The 13090-nt window shown below is 61.3% G+C and carries 12 protein-coding genes; 4 read left to right on the forward strand and 8 right to left on the reverse strand.

The features are described from left to right. Nucleotides 1-1232 precede the first annotated feature (1232 nt). Both NF699_00005 and NF699_00010 read left to right on the forward strand, forming a co-directional pair. Complete coding sequence (locus NF699_00005) at nt 1233-1892, forward strand: AAA family ATPase (GenBank protein ID USU03379.1); 660 nt, start codon at nt 1233-1235, stop codon at nt 1890-1892. Beyond that, entirely contained in the window at nt 1889-2170 is a 282-nt protein-coding gene (locus NF699_00010; GenBank protein ID USU03380.1) for a hypothetical protein, read from the forward strand. Before NF699_00005 ends, NF699_00010 begins: the two co-directional genes overlap by 4 nt. Nucleotides 2171-2208: 38 nt before the next feature. Here NF699_00010 and NF699_00015 read toward each other — a convergent pair whose 3' ends face one another. Together NF699_00015 and gmd are read right to left on the reverse strand one after the other, a co-directional pair. After that, entirely contained in the window at nt 2209-3060 is an 852-nt protein-coding gene (locus NF699_00015) for a GDP-mannose 4,6-dehydratase (GenBank protein USU03381.1), read from the reverse strand. Beyond that, entirely contained in the window at nt 3060-4097 is a 1038-nt protein-coding gene (gmd, locus tag NF699_00020; protein ID USU03382.1) for a GDP-mannose 4,6-dehydratase, read from the reverse strand. Before gmd ends, NF699_00015 begins: the two co-directional genes overlap by 1 nt. A 340-nt stretch (nt 4098-4437) precedes the next feature. On the opposite strand from gmd, the gene NF699_00025 reads away from it, so the two are divergent. Further along, nucleotides 4438-5673, forward strand: a complete 1236-nt coding sequence (locus tag NF699_00025; protein USU03383.1) for a glycosyltransferase family 4 protein — start codon at nt 4438-4440, stop codon at nt 5671-5673. Nucleotides 5674-5728: 55 nt separating this feature from the next. Further along, nucleotides 5729-7177, forward strand: a complete 1449-nt coding sequence (locus tag NF699_00030) for an oligosaccharide flippase family protein (protein USU03407.1) — start codon at nt 5729-5731, stop codon at nt 7175-7177. A gap of 20 nt (nt 7178-7197) precedes the next feature. Here NF699_00030 and NF699_00035 read toward each other — a convergent pair whose 3' ends face one another. The 6 genes from NF699_00035 to NF699_00060 form a co-directional block, all read right to left on the reverse strand. Further along, entirely contained in the window at nt 7198-8103 is a 906-nt protein-coding gene (locus tag NF699_00035) for a glycosyltransferase (GenBank protein ID USU03384.1), read from the reverse strand. A 196-nt stretch (nt 8104-8299) separates the two neighbouring features. Further along, on the reverse strand, nt 8300-9166 hold the full coding sequence (gene rfbA, locus NF699_00040; GenBank protein ID USU03385.1) for a glucose-1-phosphate thymidylyltransferase RfbA: 867 nt from the start codon (nt 9164-9166) through the stop codon (nt 8300-8302). After that, nucleotides 9163-10050, reverse strand: coding sequence for a dTDP-4-dehydrorhamnose reductase (rfbD, locus tag NF699_00045; protein USU03386.1), 888 nt, complete (start codon nt 10048-10050; stop codon nt 9163-9165). The genes rfbA and rfbD overlap by 4 nt, the downstream gene beginning before the upstream one ends. A gap of 32 nt (nt 10051-10082) precedes the next feature. Beyond that, nucleotides 10083-11135, reverse strand: coding sequence for a dTDP-glucose 4,6-dehydratase (gene rfbB, locus NF699_00050; GenBank protein ID USU03387.1), 1053 nt, complete (start codon nt 11133-11135; stop codon nt 10083-10085). Between the two features lie 11 nt (nt 11136-11146). After that, nucleotides 11147-11719, reverse strand: a complete 573-nt coding sequence (gene rfbC, locus NF699_00055) for a dTDP-4-dehydrorhamnose 3,5-epimerase (GenBank protein USU03388.1) — start codon at nt 11717-11719, stop codon at nt 11147-11149. Between the two features lie 17 nt (nt 11720-11736). Beyond that, on the reverse strand, nt 11737-12918 hold the full coding sequence (locus NF699_00060; protein ID USU03389.1) for a glycosyltransferase family 4 protein: 1182 nt from the start codon (nt 12916-12918) through the stop codon (nt 11737-11739). Nucleotides 12919-13090: the final 172 nt, after the last annotated feature.

Below are 13090 nucleotides of genomic sequence, written 5' to 3' on the forward strand. Positions count from 1 at the left end.
GTTTCGATCCTTCCGGATTGGCGCCCTGCTTCAGTCCGCCAACTGGGTGGCAGCATTCGCCAGCTTTGATGCCTGGCCTTCGCTAACGCCCAATCTGGTTGCGATTACCTTCAGCGACAAACCTTGCGCCCGCAATTCGCCGGCGCGCTGTATCTTCTCGTGTTTTTGCACTTCGGGACGTCCTTGGACGGCCAAGGGGCGACGTCCGAAAAAGTGGATTGGTGCTTTCGGGTATTCATGGTCCAATCGACCGGCGTCGCGCCGCGACCGGAGGACCGGCGTCAACCGTCCTTCGACGCGACGACGAGGGTTTTCGTCGGAACGTCATGCTGCCGTGCGGTCGGAAGGATGTGCTTGTGCTGGATAACCAGAGGTTCGTGCGACCAACCGTCGAATATGAACGCCTGAGTCGAGTGAGGCGCCCCCTTCGGCTCCTCCGTTTGCCATAAGTCGTAGGGCATAATACCTCCTTGTTTACGAGACAGTTACCACTCTTAGGACCATTTTGTTAGTCGTGATGCATTGCGAGCGTGTCATCGCCTATTGCCATGACGTCATCAGGTACTGCGTCCTGTTTGACGGAGGTACGAGCATGCCGCCGTTCGTCGACGCGCTCGGGGCTACTATTAAGTCACGTGGCCGGCACCGCTTTTCCGTCTCATCGGGTGCGCACATACTACCGGAGCCGAACACGTCCCAAAGCATTGCGACGCCAACATGTAGACATGTCCACATGTTGGTCTGGTAATATCTTCTTGCGATCACGAGGCTGAGCGGGCGGCGGAGGTGGCCGGCATGCTAGCTGGGCTGTCATGCCGCGAGTTGGCGACGGCGACCGTCGGCGGGGCGTTGGGTCGTGTGTTGGCGCGACTGGGTGCAGATTGACAGTCGCATAGTGTGCGAGTTTCAAATCCATCCGCAACCGCAAATGAATTCATATAACACCGGTCAAAACGAGTTGGCGTAGTCGGCCAACGCGCAAACTTGGTTCACGAAGACAAAATCTAAAAACGTCAGGAGATATGGAAATTGCAAGAGTGCCGGCTTTGCCGTCACATGCTCCCTGAAAGGAGCAAGCGGATAGGGCGAGTTACCCCTTTTGGATAGCCTGCGTTGAGGGTTGGTGTGTCGAAGTGTCGATAGATGCGGTGATAGGATCTTCCCATATCGCATGTGGCGACAGGTCGATTAACACTTGTCATGTCGTCATGTAGACACGTAGTGGTATCGACATGCCGACAATCGCCATCATCAGCCAGAAGGGCGGCGCGGGTAAGACGACTCTCGCGCTCCACCTAGCCGCGGCCGCACAGGAAGCCGGCCGGGTCGCGCTCATCATCGATACCGATCCTCAGGCGACCGCGAGCCAATGGGCCGCATGGCGCCAAGATGCTCCGCCCGAGGTCATCGACAGTCCGCCGCCGCGCCTCGCCGCCAAGGTCGATGCTGCGACAGGGCAGGGAGCCGATTTCATCGTGATCGACACGCCGCCCCATGCCGACAGCGCCGCCCGCGCCGCGGTCGAGGTCGCCGACCTCGTACTGATCCCATGCCGCCCGAGCGCCTTCGACCTCTCGGCGATCCAGACCACGGCCAAACTTGTCCAGCTGCTCCGAAAGCCCGCGTTCGTCGTGTTCACCGCGGGCGCACCCAACGCGCCACGGATATACCAAGAGGCCGGCGAGCTGGTGGACAGCTTCGGCACCCCGCCATGCCCCATCCACCTCCCCGATCGCGCTGCCTATCGACACGCAAGCGGGGAAGGACGCACCGTCATGGAATACGAACCCACCGGCAAGGCCGCCGAGGACATCCGTCAATTCTACACGTGGACATGTCGACAGGTCGGATTGTCCACGCCGAAGCCCACTCGTAAGAGGAATACCGCATGAGCCGCAAGCCTAGTTTTGCCAACCTGCGGAGCGCAACCGCACCTGTTACGGTACCCGAAGCCGTGGTTGCTTCGATTGCACCAGCACCAGTCGCTGCTGCGACTCAAGGGCCGGCGAGCCGGCAAGGCCGCAAGCAGATCGCCGGGTTCTTTAGCCCAGAAATGTCGTTCGCGATGCATACCCTGGCACGGCGGCAGGGTCGGAGCCTTCAGGCATTGATGGCTGAGGCGTTTAACGACGTGCTGAGGAAGCACGGTGAGAGCCCGATTGGGGATTAGGCTGGACGTGCTTCCTTGTAGAATGACCGTCGACCCGTTCAGGCGACGCTATGTTCGTACATCCACTGCAGCGTCGCCGCGAGGCTGTACGGTTGCCAGTGCGGCAGGTTTTCGCGCAACAGCGTAGCATCGCCCCCGAGGACGGGAACGTCATTGACACGCATCAGGGCAGGGTTGGTACGAACCTCCAAAGAATGACCGGTGATCTCAATCAGCATGGCGAGAATATCGTCGATCGAGGACACGATACCGGTTCCGATATTTACCAGTTCAGGCGTCTTATCGGTGAGGACAAGTCCAGCATAAGCTTCAGCGACGGAGCGCACATCTCCAAAATCACGCTGGACCCAGGTGTTTCCCAACTCGATGAGGTTCGCCTCACGGCGGAAATGATCGATGATTTTGGGGATCAGATATTGCGTCTCCTGACCCACGCCGGTGTAATTGAAGGGCCGGGTGATCACGATATCCAACCGATCACGCCACAACTGCGCGCCTAGCTCCATCATCCACTTGCTGACGGCATAATGATTGCTGGGAGCAGGAACGGCGTCCTCAGCCACCAGACCCTTGGCACCGGGGCCATAGACCTGTGCACTGCTTGCGAGAACACAGCGCGTACCTGGCCTGGTGCGGGCGATGGCATCGAGCAGGTTGAATGTGCCGAGCTGATTCACCGAATAAAATGCATGCCAGTCGTCGCTGTCGATGAACGCGATCGCCGCAAGGTGGATCAGACGGTCGAACGGCGTCTCTTCTACCGCTTTGTCTACCGCGGCTGCGTCGCGCAGATCGACAGACAAGGGGATGCATGTCGCTCCTGCGGCGGTCAGTGCGTCGGCGACGAAGCGGCCGGTGAAACCACTCGACCCCGTCAGCGCTACTTGCATCAGAACGACCAACCGGCCGCGTTGCGACGCATGTCGGCCTCCACCATCAGCGCGGCCAACTCTTCTAGCCGAACGGTCGGCTCCCATCCTAGGTCCTGACGAGCCTTGGCGGGATCGCCGATCAGGAGCTCCACTTCGGCGGGGCGATAGAACTCGGGATTGATGCGGATCAGAATACGCCCGTCCTTACGATCGCGGCCGATTTCCTGTTCTTCGGCGCCCGACCAATCGATCGCGATACCGACCTGCGCGAAGGCGAGTTCGACGAAGCTGCGGACCGTCTCGGTCCGGTTGGTCGCGAGGACGAACGTATCGGGTACGTCATGCTGAAGCATTAGCCGCATACCCTCAACATAGTCCTTGGCATAACCCCAGTCGCGCTTCGCATCGAGGTTGCCGAGTTCGAGGATATCGGCCTTGCCCTGGGCGATCTTGGCGACGGTGTCGGTGATCTTGCGGGTGACGAACTCACGGCCGCGCAGCGGGGATTCGTGATTGAACAGGATGCCGCTAGTGCCGAATATACCGAAGCTTTCGCGATAATTGACCGTCAACCAATGCGCATAGAGCTTGGCAACACCATATGGACTGCGCGGGTAGAAGGGTGTGTCCTCACGCTGAGGGATGGCTTGGACCTTCCCGAACATCTCTGATGTCGACGCCTGATAAAAACGGATATCGCGATTGACGGTACGGATCGCTTCCAGAAGGTAGGCGGCGCCCAAGCCGGTAATCTGCCCGGTGGTGATCGGCTGATCGAATGACACGCCAACGAAACTCTGGGCTGCGAGATTGTAGATCTCGGTCGCTTCGGACGCCTCAATCAATCGGATGGCCGATCCCATGTCGGTGAGATCGTATTCAACGAGCTTCAGATTGGGATGGGCAGAGATGCCCAACTCGTCGATGCGCCAGAAATTGACTGAACTCGTCCGGCGATATGTGCCGAACACGGTGTAGCCACGGCTCAACAGGTTTTCGGCGAGATAGGCGCCGTCCTGTCCGCTGATCCCGGTTACGATCGCTGATTTGGTCATGTCTTGTCCTGCTGATTCTGGAAGCGCTGCAGTCTCGAAAGACGCGGGTGCTCTGGTGGTGCCTTAGAAGCGAGCGCCTCGAATATCTACTAGCCGATCGGTCCCATACTCCTACTAGTCCTCGCCGAGATGCTATTGTAGGATCTGCGCTAGCTGCAAGCCGGTTTCGACGCGGCCGACGATCATGTCCGGACCCTGTCGAGGACACGGGACGCAACGATCCGTCTCAACCTGAAGCTTTCGTAATGGAGTCGTGTTTGCCCAAGCTTATCCGTGTCATCGCATCAGGCGACGACCGTTGCGCCACGTGATGATCCGTCGAGTCCAGGCCCGTGGCAGAATGATCCTCGACGCCGTCAAGGACGCTTGGGTCAAGACGATCCTCGCGGTTGGCACCATTCCTGGACGGAAAGCGCGGGACACGACGACGGGTCGGCGGCATATCTTCATGATCGACGACCTGCTGCCCGATCCTGTGTTCGGCGCCGGCTATCCACGCGCCTTCGCGATCGTGCGTTCGTTGCTGCGGGCCGGGCATGACGTGACCTACTATCCCATGCAATCGACTCGTGCCAACCGGATCCGGATGGATATGGCGTTTGGGGGTGCCGTGCGGTTCCACACTGGGGGGGGCGCCAGAGGTCTTCGACGCCTGCTGTGGCGCGCCGGATCCGGCTTCGACACCATATTTGTCAGCCGTCCGGGACCGATGCAAGCTTTCGCAGAAGCCCGGTGGCAATCCGTCGGCAACCACGCCCGCCCGACAATCATCTATGACGCAGAGGCAGTCCTGTCGCCGCGTGAGGCACGACGACGGGTTCTCTTCGATCTGCCTTGGTCCGACGAGCAATATCGATCCGCGCTTGCAGCAGAACTCGGTCTCGCGCGTGGCGCCGATAAGGTGACGGCCGTTGGAAAGGGGGATGCCGGGATCATCGCTTCGGTCCTCGATACGCCCGTCTTCGTGCTACCGCATCCGGTAACGATTCGGCCGGAAACGCCGGGATTTACCGACCGCCATGATATCCTGTTCGTGGGAAGATTGACCGGGCCCTCCTCCTCGACGCCGAACGTCGATTCGATCGTCTGGTTTCTGACCGCGGTCATGCCACGATTGGATAGCCTGATGGGGACCGACTACAGGCTGCATATCGTCGGCATGACCTCTTCGGACGAAATTACCGCTTTGGTGTCCGATCGTGTCGTGTTGCACGGCATAGTCGAGGATCTCGCGCCATTGTACGATCGATGCCGTATCTTCGTCGCACCGACCCGCTACGCGGCCGGCATTCCGTTGAAGGTGGTCGAAGCGATGGGGCAGGGCATTCCTTGCGTCGCGACCCCTCTGCTGGGCGAACAGCTTGCGACCAGGCCGGACGAACTGGCGACCGGCGGATCACCCGAGGTATTTGCTCATACATGTAGACAGCTCTACACTGATCAGGCCGTATGGTATCGTGCACGGCAGGCGGGGCTGGCCCATGTCGAGCGACATTACTCCCCAGAGGTGTTCGATCGTCTCGTTCGGGACGTGATCGCCGGCGACGCTGCAGGATTGACGTCGGGCACGGGCTGACCGTCACGTCTTCGACACGCTGTACCTTGACGATGGATCGGCTATGGCCGGGCCGATGTCGGTGCGTCGTTCTATCGTCTGGGCCTTTTCAGGCCAGTTTGTTGCCTTCGTTGTCCAATTCATAGGGTTGATCGTCATCTCGCGGCTGCTCTCGCCACGCGAGATCGGCATCTATGCGATCGCGATGGCGGCGCTGGGGGTTATCCAGGTCTTTACAACCTTCGGGATCGCCTCGTTCGTCGTACGCGAGGCCGAGATGCCGTCGCATACGCTGGAATCGGCCTTTACCGTCAACGCCATCCTGATCGCAAGCCTGACCCTCGTGTTGCTCGGGCTGAGCTTTGCCGCAGGCCCGATACTCGGGGCGCCGGAAGCCGGATCGGTGTTGCGCATCGTCGCGATCGGCAATCTCTTCGCGATCCTCAACTTCCGTCCGATGGCGATGCTGCAGCGGGAAATGCAGTTCAAACGGTTATCGATGATCACCGTGGCCAACGTCAGCATGCAGACGGTCGCGACGATCGGCTTCGCGCTTGCGGGAGCGAGCTACATGAGTTCGGCCTATGCGTCGGTTCTCGCGGCAATGACTACGGCGGTAATGACGTTCGCTTTCGGACGGCGTCACGTCGGCTTCGGTATGTCGCTGGCCGGATGGCGGCCGATCACGACCTTTGGGTTGCAAATGATGTCGGTGAGCGGCGTCGCCTTGCTCACCGGCAGGCTGTCGGATCTGCTGCTCGGCCGGATGTTGGGCGTGACGTCGCTCGGCCTGTATGGCCGTGCATCGCAACTGTCGGCGATCATCTTCGACAATCTATACGGCACTGCGACGCGTGTCGTGTTCGTCCAGCTGTCGAAAGATTATCGCGAAGATGGCGACTGGCGCGGCACGTATCTGCGCAGCTTTGCGATGATCACCGCCTTCATGTGGCCATTCCTGATCGGTCTGGCGATCCTGTCGCGACCCGCGATCTATCTTCTCTATGGCGAGGAATGGCTGCCCGCGGCACTGCCGCTGTCCGCCTTGATGATCGCGCAGTTCATCGGTGTCGCCTTTGGCATGAACTGGGAGCTGTTCGTACTGCGCGGCGAAACCGGACGGCAGGCGCGCTATGAAGTTGCGCGGCTGGTGTTCGGCGTACCCATCTTCGTGGTCGGCTGTCTGTTCGGCATCGTGGCGGCGGCTATCGCCAAGATCTTCGATGCGTTGATAGGCCTCGTCCTCTATTATCCGCATGTCCGCCGGTTGGCGGAACTCGATGCCAGTGCGATCCCCCGTGTCTATCGTGACAGCGCGATATTAACCGTGGCAGCGGTACTGCCCGCAGCGATTGCGATGATCGTGTACCGGGCATCGCCCTATACGCCGATATCGGTCGTCGTCGGTGTCGTATTGGCAGGTATCGCTTTGTGGTTGGGGGTGATCGTGGCGACGAACCATCCTCTGCGCGAGGAAATGGCCTTGGTCCTGCGTAAGCTGCGACGTTCGCCGGCGTCGTCCTGAACGATACGTCAATGGGCCGGTCAGGCGGAGGCAAGCCTTGCCTGATTGGTGAAATAGGCACGGATCGCCGTCTCGATCGCCGGATCGGTGAGCCGCTCCAGCTGGCGTCGCCCGCGCGCCACCCAGTCGGCGCGGACGGCGGGATCGAGCATCTCTTCCATGGCGGCCGCGATATCGTCGGGCGATGTCGGATCGATCAGCCGAGCACCATCGCCGCCGACCTCCGCTTGCGACCCGCCCCGTCCAGCGATCACCGGGATAGCTGCCTGAAAGCCTTCTGCGATCGCCATGCCGTATCCCTCGTATAGAGAGGGGTAGATCATCGCCTGGCTTTCGCCCAGGATCTTGAACTTGGTGTCATGGTCGACGTAGCCGGTCAGAACGACACGATCGTTCAGCCCCAAGGCATCGATGACAGGTTGTACTGCAGTGTAGTTGGATCCCACCAATATCAATCGATACTCGGGGTGATAACGGACGAAACACGCGAAAGCCTGAAGTAGAACGTCGATCTTCTTCCGGAAATCGACCCCGCCGACATACACGAACTGTCGCTTGGGCGCGACTGGCGCTTGCCGATCGACATCCTTCAGGCGGATCGGATAGGACGTCACGTCACGACGATGGAAAATCCGTCGGATGTCGATCGCGCTTTGCTGCGAAATCGTCAGTATCGCGTCGGCGCGCGCTACCGCAACAAGCTGAGCCATTGTTTCGGCATTGGCGGAAGGATGGCGCAAAAGACGCTTCCATGCCGAAACATAATATTGACGGAAAAAAATATAGGGGATGACGTCTAGCAGTCCGAGGACATAGCGGGTCCCCGCAGTCTTTCTCAACGGTATCCCACGATTGGCGCCGGTGAAGTACACATCATAGCCACCTGTCGCCAGATGGCGGGGCAGGTCGACCTGCTCCCAGCGCACGTGGCTCTGGCTGCCGAATACGTGCATATTCAGCCCGAGCGCCTCGTCATATTGCGGCAGGAGGGGCTGGTTGCCGACCAGCGTCAGTTCGAAATCAGTATGGTGCAAACACGTGATGATCGAACCGAGGTATATCGTATAGCCGCAGGGCGATCCACTCAGCGGACGAGCATCAATCGCGATGCGGATCGGACGCTCAGCCATCCACCGCCTTCAGAATCGCGCGCCCGTAAGCGGTCTTCTTGAACATTTCGCCGCGCGTGCGGGCTTCGTCGGCGGTGATGAAGCCCTGCTCGTATGCGACCTCTTCCAGACACGCGATCTGAATGCCCTGCCGATGCTGGAGCGTGCGGACGAACTCCGATGCCTCCAGCAAACTGTCGTGCGTGCCGGTGTCGAGCCAGGCATAACCACGGCCCATCTGTTCGACGTAGAGGTCCCCTGCCTCCATGTAGAGGCGGTTGATATCGGTGATCTCGAGCTCGCCGCGCGGAGAGGGCTTGAGGTTGCGGGCGTATTCGACGACGCGATTGTCATAGAAATACAGACCGGTCACTGCATGGTTGGATTTCGGCCGCTCGGGCTTCTCCTCAATGCTGATCGCGCGGCCGCCCTCGCCGAATTCGACCACGCCGTAGCGTTCTGGGTCCTCGACGTGATAGCTGAACACCGTCGCCCCGCTGCCCCGTGAGACCGCGCTTGCCAGCAGGTCGGGCAGACCGGCGCCGAAGAAGATGTTGTCGCCGAGCACCAGCGCAACGTTATCGTCGCCGATGAAGTCCGCGCCGATCGTGAACGCCTGCGCCAAGCCCTCGGGGCGCGGCTGTTCGGCGTAAGCGATACGCAGGCCGAACGGTGATCCGTCGTCGAACAGGCGCCGGTAATTGTCGATATACTCCGGCGACGAGATGATGAGCACGTCCCGGATCCCAGCGAGCATCAGCACCGACAGCGGATAGTAGATCATCGGCTTGTCGTAGACCGGCAGCAGCTGCTTGTTCACCGCCAGCGTCGCCGGATGGAGCCGGGTACCCGAGCCGCCGGCGAGAATGATGCCCTTCATCGAGGTGCTCCGATCAATTGGTCGAGGATGTCGCCGAGTGCGTCCTCCCATGGTCGTGGGGAGATGCCGTAGGCGGCGCGGATCGCGTCGTGGCCGAGCAGGGAGTTCGCCGGTCGCCGGGCGGGTGTGGGGTAGTCGCTGGTTGCGATCCCCTCGACCTGTGGCGAAGGGCCGCCGCGCCTTTTGCTTTGGTGAAAGATCTCGCGCGCGAAGCCGGCCCAGGTCGTCGCGCCCGCGTTGCTGAAGTGGAACGTGCCGGTCGGCGCATACGGATCATCGGCGAGGCGGGTGGCGATCGACAGCAACGCAGCGGCGAGGTCATCCGCACTCGTTGGGCTGCCATGCTGGTCTTCGACGACGCGCAACGTGTCGCGTGTCGCTCCGACGCGCAGCATCGTCTTCACGAAGTTGGCGCCGTCCGGGGAAACTACCCAGGCGGTACGGACGATCGCGTGGCGGACGCCAGCAGTGCGTACGGCTAGCTCGCCGCCCAGCTTCGATGCGCCATAGACGCCGAGTGGTGCGACCGGATCGTCGACCTCCCACGCGCCGGGCTTGTCGCCGGCGAAGACGTAATCGGTCGAGACCTGGATCAGTGGCACGTCCGCTCTCGCGCAGGCCGCAGCGAAGGCGGCGGGCGCCAGCGCGTTGATCGTCCAAGCGGCGACGACATCGTCCTCCGCCTCGTCGACCGCAGTATAGGCCGCGGCGTTGATCACCGCGGCCCAGGGGCGTTCCGCAACCTTCGCCGCGATCGCGGTAGCGTCGGACAGATCGAGCGCGTCGCGGTCGAGCGCGACGACCTCCCATCCCTCCAGCAGGGTGGCACGGCTGAGTGCACGGCCGAGCTGACCGTTCGCGCCAGTGACGAGAAGCGTCTTCATCGCGGCGCCGACATGTCTACAGGTCGACGCATCTACGCCGCGATGCCACGCCGTTCGGACGCCTTGGCGGCGACCAGCGGACGCCACCACGCCTCGTTGTCGAGATACCAGCGCACCGTCTTTTCGATCCCCGTCTCGAACGTCTCGGCGGGTGTCCAGCCGAGCTCGTCACCGATCCGCGCGGCGTCGATCGCATAGCGCTTGTCGTGGCCGGGGCGGTCGGCGACCGAGGTGATCTGATCCGTATAGGGCTTGCCGTCGGTACGCGGGCGCAGCCGGTCGAGGATAGCGCAGACGGTGTGCACCACCTCGATGTTCTGCTTCTCGTTATGCCCGCCGACATTGTAGGTCCGCCCGGGCGTACCGCGCTCGAACACCGCCTGCAGCGCGCGAACGTGGTCCTCGACGTACAGCCAATCGCGGATCTGGTCGCCCTTGCCGTAGATCGGCAGCGGTTCGCCATCCAGCGCCTTGGCGATCATGAGCGGGATCAGCTTCTCTGGGAAGTGATAGGGTCCGTAGTTGTTCGAGCAATTGGTGATCAGCACCGGCAGGCCATAGGTATGGCCCCAGGCCTGGACGAGATGGTCCGACCCTGCCTTCGATGCTGAATAGGGAGAACGCGGATCGTACGGCGTCTCTTCGGTGAACAGCCCGGTGTCGCCCAGCGATCCATAGACCTCGTCGGTCGAGATATGGTGGAAACGGAACGCTGCCTTGGCTTGCGGCTCCAGTCCTAGCCAATAAGTACGCGCCTCGGCCAGCATCGTGTACGTGCCGACAACGTTGGTCTGCACAAAGGCGCCCGGACCGTCGATCGAGCGGTCGACGTGGCTCTCCGCCGCCAGATGCGTCATGATTTCCGGCTTGAACTCGGCGATCGCGGCGCGGACGGCTTCGGCGTCGCAGATGTCGCCCCGGACGAAGCGATAGCGGTTGCTGTCGGCGACGCGCTCCACCGTCGACAGCGTACCGGCATAGGTCAACTTGTCGAAGTTGAGGACCTCATGATCCGTATTCTCGATCAGGTGGCGGACGAGCGCCGAACCGATGAACCCGGCCCCGCCGGTGACGAAGATGCGCATGGGTCTGTCCTTCAGGCGAGCGGTGCGAGCGGGTGGCCGTCATAGGCGAACGGGCTGTCGAAGTCCGCCAGGCTAGGCTGCGCCTGATCCTTGCCGCTCAATTCCGGCGTGACGCCGGACGGCAGTGGCCAGTCGATTCCGACGCTGTCCCAGGCGATGCCGCCATCGGCCTCGGGCGCATAGGTGTCTGAGCATTTGTAGGTCACCTCGCAATCGGGCTCGAGCGTCATGAAGCCGTGTGCGAAGCCGATGGGTATGTACAATTGGTGGCCGTTTTCGGCGGTAAGCTCGGCGCCGACCCATTGTCCGTAGGTCGGCGACCCCTTGCGCACGTCGACCGCGACATCGAAGATCCGGCCGCGGATGCAACGGACCAGCTTGTCCTGACCACGGGGCGGCGCCTGGAAATGCAGGCCGCGCAGGGTGAAGGCGGGTACCGACAGCGAATGGTTGTCCTGCACGAAAGTGGTGGTGATCCCCGCCTGCGCAAAGGTGTCGACATTGTAGGTTTCGGTAAACCAGCCACGGCTGTCGCCGTGACGCTTGGGTCGGATCAGTTGAACCGGGGGAGAAGTGCCGTTCATTGCGTAAAAAGCCGTTTCTAGGAGATGACAGCGCGATAGTCGAATTGATCGAGCGCGGGCAGGAAGTCTCCAACGATCTGATCCTGCGGTGTCAGCGCCCTATCGAGAAATTCCGCGATTTCGCGGCGAAACCGCTGGGCGGAGAAGCGTTCGGCGTTGGCACGACAGGCGGCAGGGGCAATGGCATGTAACCGACGATCGAGATGCTCGACTGCGGCTACGATCGCATCCTTCGTCTGCTCGCCGAAGAATACACCCGTCTGGTCTTCGCCATCATGACCGCGCACCGTTTCCAATGCACCGCCTTTGGCATACGCGATCACCGGCGTGCCACATGCCTGCGCTTCGACGGGTGCGATACCGAAATCCTCCTCGGCGGCAAAGACGAAGGCTTTCGCCCGCTGGAGATAGTCGACGACCACCTCGTCGGGCTGTTTGCCCATGACCGTTACGTTGGATGTGGCAACGGCCTTTACCGCGGCCATCTCAGGACCGTCGCCGATCACCACCAGCTGACGGTCCGGCATCCGGGCGAAAGCCTCGACGATCAGCGGAATGCGTTTGTAGGGGACCATCCGCGACATGGTGACGTAAAAATCGTCCCGTGTGTCGGCCAACGTGAATCTCTCGATGTCTACCGGGGGGTAGATGACGGTGGCTTCGCGACCATAGACCTTGCGGATCCGCCGCGCGATGAAGTGCGAATTTGCAATGAAATGGTCGACCCCGTTTGCGGTACGGGTGTCCCAGAGTCGCATGTAGTGGAGGATCGATCGCGCGATCGCGCCCTTGATGCCACGCATCAGACCGGCCTCACGAAGATACTGATGCTGCAGGTCCCAGGCATAGCGTATCGGGCTGTGCGTGTAGGCGACATGGATCTGATCGGGACCCGTGATGACACCCTTGGCAACCGACGCCGAGGAACTGAGGACGAGATCGTAGCCGGTGACGTCGAGCTGCTCGATCGCAATTGGCATCAGGGGCAGGTACGACCGATAAAATTTGGAGGCACGGGGCATACGCTGCACGAAGCTGGTGGTGATGCGGTGCCCCTTCAGGAAGCCGCGTTCCTGCTCCGGCAGGAAATCGACGATGCAGAACAGATCGGCCTGCGGAAACAGTCGCAGGAATTCCTCCAGGCACGATTCCGCACCGCCTTTCAGCGTCAGCCAGTCATGGACGATCGCGACCTTCATGGCGCCACGGCCACTAATGGCCGGGCTGGCAACAACCGGGTCGGAGCCGTGATCGAACCGTTACCATCCTGCATGGCGTGGCCCTAGGAAGGGTCGCCGAAAGCGTCAACCGCCTGCCTGGCCCGCTCGCGTTCGAATGGCGACCGGCAAGGTCGGCCTATCCGAAAGGACC

It is taken from the genome of Sphingomonadaceae bacterium OTU29LAMAA1 (genome assembly GCA_024072375.1).
Taxonomy (GTDB): Bacteria; Pseudomonadota; Alphaproteobacteria; order Sphingomonadales; family Sphingomonadaceae; genus Sphingomonas.